The organism is Streptomyces sp. NPDC006335 (genome assembly GCF_040612795.1).
Classification (GTDB): domain Bacteria; phylum Actinomycetota; class Actinomycetes; order Streptomycetales; family Streptomycetaceae; genus Streptomyces.
In genome coordinates this window covers 154323-168492 of the sequence record NZ_JBEXQX010000016.1, presented here as the reverse complement: position 1 = coordinate 168492, position 14170 = coordinate 154323, and the positions used below count along the sequence as shown (strand labels likewise).

At 72.9% G+C, this 14170-nt stretch carries 12 protein-coding genes and 1 pseudogene; 7 read left to right on the top strand and 6 right to left on the bottom strand.

Features of this window, described 5'->3' with window-relative positions; genetic code table 11:
* Positions 1-53: 53 nt before the first annotated feature.
* The 5 genes and pseudogenes from ABZ098_RS34540 to ABZ098_RS34520 all read right to left on the bottom strand — a co-directional run bounded on the left by ABZ098_RS34540 (position 54) and on the right by ABZ098_RS34520 (position 5213).
* Positions 54-488 carry an NUDIX hydrolase gene (locus ABZ098_RS34540; RefSeq protein WP_356597678.1) on the bottom strand — a complete coding sequence of 145 codons (435 nt, stop codon included), beginning with the start codon at positions 486-488 and terminating at the stop codon, positions 54-56.
* The gene (locus ABZ098_RS34535; protein ID WP_356597677.1) at positions 485-1531 is read right to left on the bottom strand and encodes a CHAD domain-containing protein; all 1047 of its coding nucleotides are present in this window, start codon (positions 1529-1531) and stop codon (positions 485-487) included. Before ABZ098_RS34535 ends, ABZ098_RS34540 begins: the two co-directional genes overlap by 4 nt.
* The gene (locus ABZ098_RS34530; RefSeq protein ID WP_356597676.1) at positions 1512-3746 is read right to left on the bottom strand and encodes an RNA degradosome polyphosphate kinase; all 2235 of its coding nucleotides are present in this window, start codon (positions 3744-3746) and stop codon (positions 1512-1514) included. Before ABZ098_RS34530 ends, ABZ098_RS34535 begins: the two co-directional genes overlap by 20 nt.
* Positions 3747-4412: 666 nt before the next feature.
* Positions 4413-4831 (bottom strand): annotated as a pseudogene (locus ABZ098_RS34525) (ATP-binding cassette domain-containing protein); the annotation flags it as partial.
* Entirely contained in the window at positions 4809-5213 is a 405-nt protein-coding gene (locus ABZ098_RS34520) for a GntR family transcriptional regulator (RefSeq protein ID WP_356597675.1), read from the bottom strand. The gene ABZ098_RS34520 and the pseudogene ABZ098_RS34525, both read right to left, overlap by 23 nt.
* A 110-nt stretch (positions 5214-5323) precedes the next feature.
* On the opposite strand from ABZ098_RS34520, the gene ABZ098_RS34515 reads away from it, so the two are divergent.
* Genes ABZ098_RS34515 through ABZ098_RS34495 form a run of 5 tightly spaced genes read left to right on the top strand, consistent with a single transcriptional unit; the run spans position 5324 to position 9746 of the window.
* A complete protein-coding gene (locus ABZ098_RS34515) occupies positions 5324-5866 on the top strand; it encodes an RNA polymerase sigma factor (RefSeq protein WP_356597674.1) in 543 nt (180 codons plus the stop codon).
* Positions 5863-6693, top strand: a complete 831-nt coding sequence (locus tag ABZ098_RS34510) for a zf-HC2 domain-containing protein (RefSeq protein ID WP_356597673.1) — start codon at positions 5863-5865, stop codon at positions 6691-6693. The genes ABZ098_RS34515 and ABZ098_RS34510 overlap by 4 nt, the downstream gene beginning before the upstream one ends.
* On the top strand, positions 6690-7565 hold the full coding sequence (locus ABZ098_RS34505) for an ABC transporter ATP-binding protein (RefSeq protein ID WP_356597672.1): 876 nt from the start codon (positions 6690-6692) through the stop codon (positions 7563-7565). Before ABZ098_RS34510 ends, ABZ098_RS34505 begins: the two co-directional genes overlap by 4 nt.
* Positions 7562-9103 carry an ABC transporter permease gene (locus ABZ098_RS34500; protein WP_356597671.1) on the top strand — a complete coding sequence of 514 codons (1542 nt, stop codon included), beginning with the start codon at positions 7562-7564 and terminating at the stop codon, positions 9101-9103. Before ABZ098_RS34505 ends, ABZ098_RS34500 begins: the two co-directional genes overlap by 4 nt.
* A complete protein-coding gene (locus tag ABZ098_RS34495) occupies positions 9090-9746 on the top strand; it encodes an ABC transporter (RefSeq protein WP_356597670.1) in 657 nt (218 codons plus the stop codon). Before ABZ098_RS34500 ends, ABZ098_RS34495 begins: the two co-directional genes overlap by 14 nt.
* 286 nt (positions 9747-10032) lie before the next feature.
* On the opposite strand, the gene mshD is transcribed toward ABZ098_RS34495, so the two are convergent.
* Entirely contained in the window at positions 10033-10959 is a 927-nt protein-coding gene (mshD, locus tag ABZ098_RS34490; RefSeq protein ID WP_356597669.1) for a mycothiol synthase, read from the bottom strand.
* A gap of 145 nt (positions 10960-11104) precedes the next feature.
* Here mshD and ABZ098_RS34485 point away from each other — a divergent pair, with 145 nt between their 5' ends.
* Together ABZ098_RS34485 and ABZ098_RS34480 are read left to right on the top strand one after the other, a co-directional pair.
* A complete protein-coding gene (locus tag ABZ098_RS34485; protein WP_356597668.1) occupies positions 11105-12904 on the top strand; it encodes a bifunctional metallophosphatase/5'-nucleotidase in 1800 nt (599 codons plus the stop codon).
* 70 nt (positions 12905-12974) lie between these two features.
* Positions 12975-14159 (top strand): DUF2993 domain-containing protein, encoded by a 1185-nt coding sequence (locus ABZ098_RS34480; RefSeq protein ID WP_356597667.1) that lies wholly within the window; start codon positions 12975-12977, stop codon positions 14157-14159.
* Positions 14160-14170: the final 11 nt, after the last annotated feature.

The window sequence follows — 14170 nt, the reverse complement described above, 5'->3', positions numbered from 1 at the left end:
GAGCCCGCAGCCAGGCGCGGGCGGACGCGGAGGGACACACGCGGGACTGAGGACTACGTGTGCTTGAGCACGCGCGCCAGGAGCTCGTCCACCAGCGTCCCGTCCCGGGGCTGGGTCAGGCGTTTCCTGGCGTCCGCCGGGGAGAGCCAGAGGACGCGGTCGACCTCGTCGTTCGGGGTGAAGGCTCCGCCGGTGGCCTCGGCCGCCCAGTAACGGACCTGCTTGGGACGGCCGTTGGCGTAGTACTCGACGGTGGAGAGCTCGGCGCCGGGCGCGGCCCGGCAGCCCGTCTCCTCCTCGACCTCGCGCAGCGCGGCGGTGAGGGCGTCCTCCGCGCGCTTCACCTTGCCCTTGGGGTGCGACCAGTCGTCGTACTTCGGCCTGTGGACCAGGCAGATCTCGAGGTCGCCGTCGGTCGGTGAGTGGCGCCACAGGACGCAGCCGGCCGCCTGGACGACGCAGTCGTTGTCGTATCCGGGACCGGTCATGTGCTCACCGCCTGCTTCTGCCAGCACTGCTGGAACGCGAACCGGGCCGCCTCCACCTCGTGCCGCTGGTCGGCGTGCAGGACACCCAGGGCGTAGGCGGTCGCCGGAGCTATGCGGGGGGTGCGGGCCGCGGCGGCGGCCGCGGACGCGGCCTCCGAGGCGTCCCGGTGCCGGTCCAGGCACTGGCCGGCCGTCAGGAGCCGTACGTCCACCGAGGAGGTCAGGACCTCGCGTGCGTAGCGGTGCAGGCGCAGCAGCAGGCGGACCTGGTGCCAGGGGGCGTCCTGGGGGTGGGGCGAGGGGTCGGGGGAGAGGCCGTGGACGAGGGCCTCCGCGTTGTACGGATTGCCCGCGGCGACCAGGGGGAGTGCGGCCACCGCGTCCTCCAGGCGTTCCCGTGCCGCGGTGGCCATCGGGCGGAGGTCGGTGGTGACGGCCGTTCTCGTCAGGGGGACTTCGCTCGCCAGTAAGGCGATGTTGTCGGCGACCGCGTGGAAACGGGAGGAACCGAGGGCCTGGAGGGCGGTCGAGTGGGCCCGGGTGCGGGCGAGGGTGAGCTGGCGGTCCAGGAGGGCGCCTGCCTTCGCCGCGCCCACGGTGAGGTTGCCGCGGTCCGGGGCGGGCGCGGGGAGGGGCACGGGGGTGGTGCCGGCCGGGCCTGGTTGTGCCGGGAACACCGCCCCGGACAGCCTGTGCAGCGCCAGCAGCAGCCGCTCCAGGCGGGACTCGTACGCGTGCTCCATGCCCAGGGTCCCCGACAGCCAGGCCAGTTCGGGGCGGAGGGACTCCGACCAGTCGGCGTCCAGGAGGGGGCGGAAGGTGTGGAGGCTGGCGCTGATGCGGCGGACCGAGCGGCGCAGGGCCCGGACCGCGTCGACCGGGTCCTGCGGACCCTGCGCCTGGGCTCCGCCTTCGCGGTGCTGGCGCAGGGCGCGCAGGAACTCCGTGGCCTGGGACCGCAGGTAGCCCGCGAGGGCGTCCCCGGTGGCGAACCCGACGTGCCCGGGCAGGGGATCCGTCGGTTCAAGGTGTTGCTGTGCCACGCCGGCGCCTCCGGGCGTCTATGAGCATCTCCTGGACGTTGCGCAGGGGTTGGCCGTCCGCGTCCGTGGCGTGCCGGGTCCACTCGCCGTCCGGGCCGAGGTGCCAGGACGCCGTGGTGTCGGACATGCCGGTCTCCAACAGCCGGTTGAGGGCGGCCCGGTGGGCCGGGTCGGTGACACGGACCAGTGCCTCTATCCGGCGGTCGAGGTTGCGGTGCATCATGTCGGCGCTGCCGATCCACACCTCGGGCTCGCCGCCGTTGCCGAAGGCGAAGACCCGGGAGTGCTCCAGGAACCGGCCGAGGATCGAGCGGACCCGGATGTTCTCCGACATGCCGGTGACGCCTGGGCGGATCGCGCAGATGCCGCGTACCCAGACGTCGACCGGCACGCCCGCCTGGGACGCGCGGTAGAGCGAGTCGATGAGCGCCTCGTCCACCATGGAGTTGACCTTGATACGGATGAAGGCGGGACGCCCTGCGCGGTGGTGCTGGACTTCCTTGTTCACGCGGGAAATGAGGCCGTCGCGAAGGGACTTGGGCGCCACCAGGAGGCGGCGGTAGGTCTCGCGGCGGGAGTAGCCGGACAGCCGGTTGAACAGGTCGGACAGGTCCGCGCCCACCTGCGGGTCGGCGGTGAGCAGGCCGAGGTCCTCGTAGAGCCGCGCGGTCTTCGGGTGGTAGTTGCCGGTGCCGACGTGGCTGTACCGCCGTAGCGTGTCGCCTTCCTGACGGACCACCAGGGACAGCTTGCAGTGCGTCTTCAGGCCGACCAGGCCGTAGACGACGTGGCAGCCCGCCTCCTCCAGTTTGCGCGCCCACTTGATGTTGGCGTGCTCGTCGAAGCGGGCCTTGATCTCGACCAGGACGAGGACCTGCTTGCCGGCCTCGGCGGCGTCGATCAGGGCGTCGACGATGGGGGAGTCGCCCGAGGTGCGGTACAGCGTCTGCTTGATGGCGAGGACGTCCGGGTCGTCGGCCGCCTGCTGGAGGAAGGCCTGCACGGACGTCGAGAAGCTGTCGTAGGGGTGGTGCAGCAGGACGTCACGGGTGCGCAGGGCGGCGAAGATGTCCGGCGCGGACGCCGACTCGACCTCGGCCAGGTCGCGGTGGACGCCCGCGACGAACTTGCGGTACTTCAGCTCGGGGCGGTCAAGACCGGCTATGCGGAACAGGCCGGTGAGGTCCAGCGGGCCGGGCAGCGGGTAGACCTCCGCCTCGGAGATCTTCAGCTCGCGCACGAGGAGGTCCAGCACCTCGCGGTCGATGGACTCCTCGACCTCCAGGCGCACCGGCGGCCCGAAGCGGCGCCGCATGAGCTCCTTCTCCAGGGCCTGCAGGAGGTTCTCGGCGTCGTCCTCCTCGACCTCCAGGTCCTCGTTGCGGGTGACCCGGAAGGTGTGGTGCTCCAGGACCTCCATGCCCGGGAACAGCTCCTCCAGGTGGGCGGCGATGACGTCCTCTATGGGGACGTAGCGGCCGGGGGAGGACTCCAGGAAGCGAGACAGCAGCGGGGGGACCTTGACCCGGGCGAAGTGGCGGTTGCCGTTGACCGGGTTGCGCACGATCACGGCCAGGTTCAGGGAGAGGCCGGAGATGTACGGGAAGGGGTGCGCCGGGTCGACCGCGAGGGGGGTCAGGACCGGGAAGATCTGGTGCCGGAACAGGGTGAACAGGCGGGCCTGCTCCTTCTCCTGGAGTTCGTTCCAGCGGACCAGGTGGATGCCCTCCTCCGCGAGTGCGGGGGCGACGTCCTCGTGGTAGCAGGCGGCGTGCCGGGCCATCAGCTCACGGGAGCGGGCCCAGATCATCTCCAGCACCTCGCGCGGCTGGAGGCCGGAGGCGGAGCGGGTGGCGACGCCGGTGGCGATACGGCGCTTCAGTCCGGCCACGCGGACCATGAAGAACTCGTCCAGGTTGCTGGCGAAGATCGCGAGGAAGTTCGCGCGCTCCAGGAGGGGGGTGTTCGGGTCCTCGGCGAGTTCCAGGACCCGCTCGTTGAACGCGAGCCAGCTGCGCTCCCGGTCGAGGAAACGGCCCTGCGGGAGCTGGGCGGCTCCGTCGACGGGGATCTCCTCGTACGCGTCGAGATCGGCGTCGAGGTCGGGCTCCAGATCGGAGACGGTGGCCGACACGGTGTGCGGGCGGTGCGCGGCTATGGAGCCCACGGAGGGCTGCACGTGCTGGACCTCTGCCTGGGTGTTCGACTGGCTCATGGCCCCATTCTTCCGCGTCAGGAGCGAAACGGGCGCGTCGGATGCAGCGAGCGGGAGCACGGCGGCGACCGGGGCGTCCCCGTTCCCCGCGGGCCCCTGGGGCGGCGGCGAAGGCTCTGGCACGGCGGGCTTCATTCGGTGAGCCTCGCAAGCCTGTCTGAACCGATGGTTACGGCGACATGGCGTTCGGGATATCGGGGGGCGGCTCGCGAGGTTTGGGGGGTGGGGGGCGTTCTTCGGCTTGGGGGGCTGAGGGCTGGCCCGCAGGCTTCGCCCCTGGGACAGGTGTCCAGGGGTGCGTACGCCGGGTCGGCGGTGACCTCGGTCGGCCACACCAGGTGGCCGACCGAACCGGCGACGAAGGCGGCCCACACCGTCGGCGCCGTCCGGTGCAGCCGCAGCACGGTCCGGGCGAGCCCCTTCGGCAGGACGGCCGGGGCGCTCATGCGGCGGCCGCCCGCCGTCGCAGGAGTCCGAACGCGAGGGCGACGGCCACGGCGGTGAGGCAGGCCTTGTCGGCCCTGGAAAGGCCAGTGGTTGCCGCGGAAGGCGTGGACCAGGAAGTACGCGGAACCGCTGACGGCGAGCGCGGGCAGGGTGCGGCGGACGGCGAGGCCGATCAGGGCGCCGAGGGCGAGACCCCGCAGGGGCGCGGCAGGGGCGCGGCAGGTGATCGCAGGCGTCGGCGAGCTCGGCCACGATGTGCGAGGACAACAGCACGGTGGTGCCGTGCTCGGCGGCGCCCGCCATCAGGGTGCCCATCAGCTCGTGCCGGGCTGGGGGTGCCCCCAGGCATCAGGTCGGGCTGGTCAGCTGGGGGTGGGCGGCTTGTTCCGGGCGAGGTAGGCGAGCCGGTCGCGGGTCAGTGCCCCTCCGAGTCCGGTGAGCGTGCCGGAGGCGGGCCGCAGCAGACCGGCGGCCATCGCGAGGAGCGTGCACTTCCCGGCGCCGTTGGGGCCGACCAGCGCGCTGATGCGGCCCGCGGGGAGCCGGAAGGAACACCCGTCGAGGGCGGCGGCCCGCCTGCCGTACCGCTTGCCCAGGCCGGACGCCTGGTGGAACTCAGGGGTCCCCCTTCGGGAAATGCTCGTCGAGTACGGCGGTGAAGAACGCGTCGACGTCCTCGCGGCCGAGTCCCGCGGACCGGGCGCGCCGGGCCCAGTCGTCGAGCTCGGCGCGCAGGGGGGTGTCGGCGGTGTGCGCGCCGGCGCCGAGTGTCCTGCGGACGAAGGTGCCGAGACCGCGGCGGGCCTCGACCAGGCCCTCGCGCTCCAGTTCGCGGTACGCCTTGAGGACGGTGTTCGGGTTGATGGCGGTGGCCTCCACGACCTCGCGGGCCGTGGGGAGTCTGTCGCCGGGTTCGAGGAGGCCGAGCCGCAGGGCCCGTTTGGTCTGCTGGACGATCTGCACGTAGGTGGCGACGCCGGAGCGCCGGTCGATGCGGTACTCGACCACGCGGACGATCACCCTTTCACTAATTGAGTAGTGAAAGGGTGATGGAAGGGGGTCTTGAAAGTCAAGCGTGGTTTCCTCGTCGCCGGGTGAACCGGTCGGCGGGTGTCGTCCGATGAGGGGGCGTGAGGGAAACGAGAAGCGACGGGGATCTGCTGCGGGCCATCGCGGCGGACGGTGACCGGCGTGCCTTCGAGGAGCTGTACCGGCGGTACGCGCCCTGGCTGCTGGCCCGGCTGCGGGGGCGCTGCGCGGACGCGGGCGTGGTCGACGACGTCGTACAGGAGACCTTCCTCGCGGTGTGGCGGGGGACCGCGCGCTATCGCGAGGAGGGTGACGTGGCCGGGTGGCTGTGGCGGATCGGCTCGCGGCGGCTGATCGACGCGCTGCGCGGCGACGGGGCGCGGGGGCGGCTCAGGCAGGCCCTGTCCCGGCTGCGGCACCGGGACGAGGTGTCCGCGGAGGAACGCGTGCTCGCGGGGGTGGAGCACGGGGACCTCGCGGGCGCCCTCGTCCAACTGTCACCCGAACTGCGGGCGGTGCTCCAGGCGACGGTCGTCGACGGGCTGACCACCCGCGAGGCCGCCGTCCTGCTGGGCATCCCGCCCGGCACGGTCAAGACCCGCGCGATGCGGGCCCGCAAGCAGCTGAGGGAGGCGCTGACGTGAGTACCTGGCATGTGGCCGAAGACGATCTGCGGGCCTACGCCCGGGGCGAGTTGGCCGCCCCCCTGCTCTGGTCCGCCGACACCCACCTCGCCGCCTGTGCGCAGTGCCGGGCGCTGCTCGCCGATGTCACCGAACCGGTGGCGCTGGACGCCGGGTGGGAACGGCTGGACGCCGAACTGGACGCGCCCCGGCCGGGGTGGTTCGAGTCGCTGCTGACGCGGGTCGGGATCGCCGACCACACCGCGCGGCTGCTCGCGGCCACGCCGGTGCTCAGGCGCTCCTGGCTGGCGGCCGTGGTGTTCCTGCTGCTGGCGACCGTGGGCGCGGTGCGCACGACCGAGTCGCCGACCCTGTTCCTCGCCCTCGCCCCGCTGCTGCCGCTGGTCGGCGTGGCGCTGTCCTACGGCCCGGCGCTCGACCCGACCTACGAGATGACGGTCGTCTCGCCCACCCACGGCTTCCGCCTGCTGATGATCCGCACGCTCGCCGTGCTGGTCGCGGGCCTCGGCCTCAACGGGCTCGCCACCCTCGCCCTGCCCGGCTACGGCCTGCGCGCCCTGGCCTGGCTGCTGCCCGCCCTCGCCCTCACCGCGACCGGCCTCGCCCTCACCCCGAGACTCGGCCCGGTCCTCGCGCCCTCCCTGGTCGGCGGCGCCTGGGTCACCGTACTGCTGGCCGCGCAGGCCGCACAGCAGACGGCCACCGACGCGCTCGCGCCGTTCACGGCGGCCGGGCAGGGCGTGGCCGCAGCGGTGGCCGCGCTCGGCGCCGGGCTGCTCTTCCTCCTCCGTGACCGCTTCGATCTCTTCAACGGGAGCGCCGTATGACCGCCACCGACAACGACACCGTCTCCGCCACCGGGCTCCATCTCCGCTACGGCGGCACCCGCGCCCTCGACGACGTGTCGCTGCGGCTGACACCGGGGGTGACCGGACTGCTCGGGCCCAACGGGGCCGGGAAGACGACCCTGTTGCGGGTGCTCGCCACCGCCGTGCCCGCCGACCGGGGCTCCTTCACCGTCCTCGGGCACGACCCGGGCAGCTCACGTGGACGGCAGGAGGTCCGGCGCTCGCTCGGCTACCTCCCGCAGACCCCCGGCTTCCACCCGGACTTCAGCGCCTTCGAGTTCGTCGACTACGTGGCGATCCTCAAGGAGCTCACCGACCGCACCGCACGCCACCGCGAGGTGCGGCGCGTGCTGGAGGAGGTCGACCTCGGGGACGTACGCGGGAAGCGCATCAAGAAGCTGTCCGGCGGGATGCGGCAGCGGGTCGCGCTGGCCGCCGCCCTCGTCGGCGACCCCGGTTTCCTCGTCCTCGACGAGCCGACCGTCGGCCTCGACCCCGAACAGCGCATGCGGTTCCGGGAGTTGATCGCGCAGGCGGGGGAGGGGCGGACCGTGCTCCTGTCCACCCACCAGACCGAGGACGTGGCGATGCTCTGCCACCGGGTCCTCGTCATGGCCCGCGGCCGCATCCTCTTCGAGGGCGCCCCCGCCGACCTGACCGCCCGTGCCGCCGGCCGGGTGTGGAGCAGCACGGAACGCGCCCCCGGCGCCAAGGCGGGCTGGCGCACCGGCACCGGCTCCTTCCGCAACGTCGGCGAACCGCCCGCCGGTGCCGAACTCCTCGAACCCACCCTGGAGGACGGCTACCTGCTCACCCTGGACGACGTGGACGCGGAGGTGGCGGCCGCATGAGCGTGGTGACGGAGACGGTGGCCGAGTCCACCGCCGTACCCGAGGACGATCCGCGACGCGCCTGGGCCGCCGTGTTCGCGCTCGCCCGTTTCGAGGCCCGCGACCTGCTGCGGTACATCCCGGTGCTGGTGACGCTCGTGCTGTACGTCGGCTACACCGCCTGGACGCTGGTCCACCAGCAGGACGGCATGGAGGCCTTCCCGGCGCTCCAGGACGCCGACCGCGGCACCCAGGGCGGACCCCTGCTGCTGGGGATCGCCCTGTTCGTGTGCGTCAACCGGTGCACGCTGCGCTCCCGCAGGCGCGGCACCGACCGGCAGTTCGACGTACTGCTCATGGAGCCGTGGCGGCGGACGGTCGCGCATGTGCTGTCGGTGGTTCCCTTCGCCGCCGTCACCGCGCTGGTGGTGCTCGGCGAGTTCACCCGGCAGGCCCTCAGGCCGGGCGCGGTGGGCCACGGCTCGCTCGCCGAACTGGCCGTCGGCCCCCTGTACGTGCTGCTGTGCGGCGCGTTCGGGGTGCTGCTCGCCCGACTGGTCCCGTCCACGTTCGCCGCGCCGGTCGGCGTGATCGGCCTCTTCGTCCTCAGCGTGTTCGTCACCGCGGGCACCAGCGACGCGGAGTGGTCGCGGTGGCTGTCCCCGATCGTGACCGAGAGCAGCAGTACGGCGTTGCCGTCGGACCTCGTCGGGCGCCCGGCGGCCTGGCACGCGCTGTACCTGACCGGGCTGATCCTGCTCCTGGCTCTGTGCGCGGTCCTGGCGAGCGGCGGCCGGGCGCTGTACCTGAAGGCCGGTGCGGCGGGCGCGCTCGCGCTGACGCTGGCCGGCGCGGTGGGCCAGTCCGGGGGCGTGTCACCCGAGCTGACGGCCGCCCGCGAACGGGCCACGGTCGCCCCGCAGCGGGACCAGACCTGCGTGCGGCGCGACAGCTCGACGTACTGCGCCTTCCCCGAGTGGACCGGCCGGGCGGACGACTGGGTGGAGGTCGTGGACCGCGTCCGGTCCCTGGCCGGCGGTACGGCCGCACAGCAGCCCCTTCTCGTACGGCAACGGATCGAGGCCCGCTACGGGCTGAGCGGTGACGGGGCGCTCGAACCGCTCACCACACCGCACCAGGTCACCGTCGGCTCGCGGTGGGGCGGCAACCGGGTCCCCGAGTTCGCGGTCGCCGTCGCCTATGTGCTGGTCGCCGGTGACGAGTCGAAGGGCAGCGAGCTGTGCGACGGCCGGGTGGTCACCACGATGTGGCTGGCTCTGGGCGGGGACGCGCACCCGATGGCCTCCCTCGCGAACGTCCGCATCGACGACAGCGTCACCGGGGAGGCGAGCGTCCTCGCCCCGACCAGCGGGCTGTCCATGACGGCCGGACAGACCGACGTCGTACGGGAGTTGCTGGGGCGGCCGCGCGGCGAGGTGACGGCCTCCGTCAAGCGGCACTGGAGCGAACTGACCGCGCCGGGGGTCTCGACGGCCCAGGTGGCGCGGGTACTGGGGGCCGAGGTGCCGAAGGGGGCGCAGGACTGTGCGGAGGAGTGACGGGGGCGCCCGGGGGGCGCTGGTGGCGGCCGTGGCACGCACCGTGCCGTGGCGGGCGGTCGGTACCGGGGCGGTCGTGGGACTGCTGGTCGTCGCGCTGCCACGGCTGCTGTCCGGATCCCCCGACGCGTGGCTCGGCCTGACCCTTCTCAGGGCCGCCGCCCTCGTCTTCGCCCTGGGCCTGACCTTCCTCCTGGACGACCCGGCCCGCCGGCTCACCACCCCCGTCCCCACCCGGCGTTGGGTGCGCAGTGGGCTGCGGGTCGCGCTGGCCGCCCCGGTCGCCGCGCTGTGGTGGGCGGCGGCGCTGGCCCTGCTGCCGAAGGAGGCACGACCGCCCCTGGGAGCGGTCACCCTGGAGGCGGCGGCCACGGCCGTTCTCGCGCTGGCGGCCGCGTCGGTGGCGGTCCGCTTCACCGACGAACCCGAACCCGGACCCTCGGTGGCGGCCGGCCTCCTGACCCTCGCCCTCCTCGCCCCCCTCCTGCTGCCCACCCGCTGGGACCTGTTCGTCCCGGTGGGAGACCCGAACTGGGAGGCGGCGCACGTGCGGTGGGCGGTGGTGCTGGTGGGCGCGGTCCTGCTGGGGGCGTCCTGCGCGCCGGAGCCGGTGCGCGGCCTCAGATCACGCCGGGCGTCCTGACATCAAGGGAGGCCGGGAGATCCTCCCGGACGGGACCAAGCGAAAATGGATGCCGAACCGACGACCGCGACCACGACTACACCGTGACCGTCGAGGGCCCCTGGGGGCAGGTCTCCGGCAGGGCGGGTGACTGTTTCCTTCCATCCCGCCCCCCGCGAGACGCTGGCCACCATCGCCGAGCAGGTCGCCTTCGAGAAGGAGTGGACCCCGTCCCCGTGACCGCCCCGACCAGTGACCGCCCCGACCGGCTTCGACTCCCCACGCACTCGGCCGCGGGCCCGACTCGTCACGTCTCCGTGCGGTACATCAGGTCCGTCTCGTACGTCGTGAAGCCGAGCCGTTCGTAGACCGAGACCGCCGCCTTGTTGTCGGCGTCGACGTAGAGCATCGCGGTCGGCAGGGCCTGGGCGGCGAGGTGGCGCAGGCCGATCGTGGTGAGGGCCTTGCCGAGGCCGCCGCCCTGGGTGCCGGGGCGGACGCCGAGGACGTAGACCTCGCCGAGCTGTTCGGCCGCGTGCACCTTGGTCCAGTGGAAGCCGACCAGTTCGCCGTCCCGGAAGGCCAGGAAGAAGCCCTCGGGGTCGAACCAGGCCTCGGCCTTGCGGTCGTCGAGGTCGCGCTGGGTCAGGGAGCCCTGCTCGGGGTGGTGGGCGAACGCGGCCGCGTTCACCGCGAGCCAGGCGGTGTCGTCCTCGCCGGGTACGAAGGTACGGACCGTCACGTCCGCCGGGAGCACCGGGTCGGGCAGCTCCAGGCCGGCCAGCGTGCGCCGCATCTGCCGTAGCTCGCGGAAGAGGGTGAGGCCGAGGACCTGGGCGAGATGGCGGGCGGCACTGTGGCCGCCGTGGGCCCACACCCGCAGCCGCTTGCCGGAGGCGGCGAGGAGCGCCGAGCCCAGGGCGCGGCCGTGGCCGTGGCCGCGGTGGGCGGGGTGGACGACCAGTTCCGCCGCCGGCGCCTCCACGGGGTCGGTGTCCTCCAGCTGGGCGTAGCCCACCAGTTCGTCCGCGACGGAAAGGAGCAGGTGGGACACGCCCTCGCGGGCGCCGCCCCGCAGCTGCAACCGGCCCTGTTCGGACACCGCCTGCTGGCCGTCCTCGCGCGCGGCCTCGGCGAGCAGCCCGAGGACCGCCTCGGTCTGTTCCGGCGAGAGCGCCGAAAGGGTCTCGATGGAGCGGGAGATGCCGGGGCGTGCGATGTCGTCGCTGGTCATGGCTACGAGGGTAAGGGGGAGTCCGGGCAAAGCGGCGGCAAAGAAGCAATCAGGATGTAACCACGAAACCTCTGTCGCGCTACGCGCGTTGACCCTAGGCTGCGCCGGACGGGGGCACTCTCACATCCCGAACACAGGGGGGCGTATGCCAGCCATGTCCCAGCAGCAACCGCGCCGCAGACGTATGTACCGACTCGTGGCCGCGGCCGCCGGTCTCGCCACCGTCGGCGCCCTCGCCGCCGCACTGCCCGCGGGCGCGCACGACAGCAAGCACGGCAAACCGCTGCCGAGCCGCTACCAGGACGTCCAGCTCCTGTCCTTCAACGACCTGCACGGCAACCTGGAGCCGCCGTCCGGCTCCTCCGGCCGGGTCACCGAGCTCCAGGCGGACGGGACGACCAAGACGATCGACGCGGGCGGTGTCGAGTACCTCGCGACCCATCTGCGCGAGGCCCGCAAGGGCAAGGCCTACTCCGTCACCGCCGCCGGCGGTGACATGGTCGGCGCGTCCCCCCTCGTCTCGGGTCTCTTCCACGACGAGCCCACCATCGAGGCGCTGAACAAGCTCGACCTCGACGTGACGAGCGTCGGCAACCACGAGTTCGACGAGGGCGCCAAGGAACTCGCCCGGCTCCAGAACGGCGGCTGTCACCCCACCGCCGGCTGCTACACCGACGAGGAGTTCGAGGGCGCCGACTTCCCCTACCTCGCCGCGAACGTCCTGGACGAGAAGACCGGCAGGCCGATCCTCAAGCCCTACTGGGTGTGGAAGAAGAAGGACGTCAAGGTCGGCTTCATCGGCGTCACCCTGGAGGACACCCCCGGTGTCGTCTCCGCCGAGGGCGTCAAGGGCCTGAAGTTCAAGGACGAGGTCGAGACGATCAACAAGTACGCCCGCGTGCTCCAGAAGCAGGGCGTGAAGTCGATCGTGGCCCTCATCCACGAGGGCGGACAGCCGGCCTCGGGCTCGTACAACTACGACTGTGACTCCCCGGGCGCCGGCGACGGCATCTCCGGCCCGATCGTCGACATCGCGAAGAACATCTCGCCGTCGGTGGACGCGCTGGTCACCGGCCACACCCACGCCGCGTACGTGTGCACGATCCCCGACCCGTCGGGCAAGCCCCGCATGGTCACCTCGGCCGCCTCCTTCGGCCGGCTCTACACGGACACCACGCTGACGTACGACCGCTTCACCGGCGACATCGCCCGGACGGCCGTGAAGTCGGCGAACCACGTGGTCACCCGGACCGTCCCCAAGGCGCCCGACATGACCGAGCTGATCAGCAGGTGGAACACCCTCGCGGCGCCCATCGGCAACCGCGCGATCGGTTACATCTCCGCCGACGTCCCGAGCACCGGCACCGAGTCGCCCATGGGTGACCTCATCGCCGACGCCCAACTCGCCCACGGCAAGAAGCTCGACGCCGGGACCGACCTCGCGCTGATGAACCCGGGCGGGGTCCGGGCGGGCCTGACCTACGCGGCCAAGGGGACCGAGGGGGACGGGGTGGTGACGTACGCCGAGGGCTTCACCGTGCAGCCGTTCTCCAACACCGTGAACCTCCAGGACTTCACCGGTGCCCAGCTCGTCAAGGTGCTCCAGGAGCAGGTGAGCGGGTCCAACGCGGCCTCGCCGAAGATCCTGCTGCCGTCGGCGAACCTCACCTACACGCTGGACCTGACGAAGACCGGCGCGGACCGGATCGTCGTCGACTCCGTGAAGCTGAACGGCGCGGCCGTCGACCCGGCGGCCACCTACCGTGTCGCCACCAACAGCTTCCTCGCGGGCGGCGGGGACGGCTTCACCACCCTGGGCCAGGGCACGAACGACCTCGTCGGCGGCGACGACCTCGCCGCTCTCGTGGAGTACCTGACGGCCAACTCGTCGGCGGGCAGCCCGATCGCGCCGCCGGCCGCGAACCGGATCACGATCGTCAAGTAGACCGTGAGCTGAGTCGCACGGGCCCGGAGCGGGTTGCGGGTGGGGGGCGTTCGCATGATCGGATGGATCGATGCGTTCCCCCCACCCGATACCCACGCATCGCCATCCGTACGAGGGTCCGTGCGAAGGTCCGGACCGAAGTGCGTACGAAAGTGTGTACGGCAGTCCGTACGTAGGGCCCCCGGCCCCGCCGACCAGCCATCGCCGTACCGGGCGGCGGCGTCGGCGGGGCCGCTTCACGGGCCTGCCCTTCGCGCTCAAGACGGTCGCCTCCCTGCTGGTTCTGGCCGCCTTCCTCACCCTCGCCGACCGCTGGGCCGTCCTCTACGCCGAGCACCGGGCCGCGGACACCCTCAAGGACCGGCTGCGGCTGACCGCGGCGCCCGAGGTGGAGATCGGCGGCTTCCCCTTCCTCACCCAACTCGCGGGCAAGCGGCTGGACTCCGTGAAGGTCACCGTCCCGGACGTGGCCGCCGACCGGGTCACGCTGGCCGCGGTGTCGGCGACCGCCCATGACATACGGCTCGACGGCGACGGGCCGACTTCCGTGCGCGGGGCGCGCGTTCCCGAAATGCACGGTGACGTCCTGCTCTCCTTCGCCGACATGAACCGTGAACTCGGCGCGTCCCAGGTGACGTTCAGGGGAGCCGGCCGTGACCGGGTCGCCGTGCGCGGCACTCTCCCCGTCGCCGGGCACGATCTGCGGCTGCGGGCCGACGTGCGCGTGGCGCGCGACGGCGAGCGGGGCGTCGAGACCCGGATCGGCGGGATGCGCCTGGACATCGGGGACCTGGCGACCTACCGGCCCGGCACCCGTGCCTCGGAGGGCCTGCATCTGACGCCCGGGTCCGCCGCGGCCCTGGCCCGCCAGACGCGCAGGGCCCGAGCCGTGTTGGCGGTCCCGTCCGTGGTGCGCGCGCTGGGCGTGCCCGCCGCCACCGTGCGCGAGGCGCAGAGCTCCGACACCGCGCTGGCCCGGCTGACCGGCCGCCCGGAGTTCGTACGGCAGGCCATGCGCCTGAACCTGCTCGACCTGGCCCTGGCCCACCCCGAACTCCTGGACCGCCTGGGACTGGACCCGGCGCTGCTGGGCGCGCTCTCCCGCCTGACCCGCCCGGTCCTCGCCGACCGCCTCGCCCTCGGCTTCCGGCTGCCCGAGCCGCCCAGCGGCCAACTGCGCCTGCGGGACGTGCGCGTGGCGCGGGAGGGCATCCGGGTGCGCGTCGAGGGCTCCGGACTGGCGGTCGGTCCGTAGCTGCCCGCCTT

What these genes read in the sequence shown, in the direction of transcription:
- ABZ098_RS34480 (WP_356597667.1), top strand. Translation starts at nt 12,975, where the DNA reads ATGCGTTCCCCCCACCCGATACCCACGCATCGCCATCCGTACGAGGGT.
- ABZ098_RS34500 (WP_356597671.1), top strand. Translation starts at nt 7,562, where the DNA reads ATGAGCGTGGTGACGGAGACGGTGGCCGAGTCCACCGCCGTACCCGAG.
- ABZ098_RS34530 (WP_356597676.1), bottom strand. Translation starts at nt 3,746, where the DNA reads ATGAGCCAGTCGAACACCCAGGCAGAGGTCCAGCACGTGCAGCCCTCC.
- ABZ098_RS34505 (WP_356597672.1), top strand. Translation starts at nt 6,690, where the DNA reads ATGACCGCCACCGACAACGACACCGTCTCCGCCACCGGGCTCCATCTC.
- mshD (WP_356597669.1), bottom strand. Translation starts at nt 10,959, where the DNA reads ATGACCAGCGACGACATCGCACGCCCCGGCATCTCCCGCTCCATCGAG.
- ABZ098_RS34540 (WP_356597678.1), bottom strand. Translation starts at nt 488, where the DNA reads ATGACCGGTCCCGGATACGACAACGACTGCGTCGTCCAGGCGGCCGGC.
- ABZ098_RS34485 (WP_356597668.1), top strand. Translation starts at nt 11,105, where the DNA reads ATGCCAGCCATGTCCCAGCAGCAACCGCGCCGCAGACGTATGTACCGA.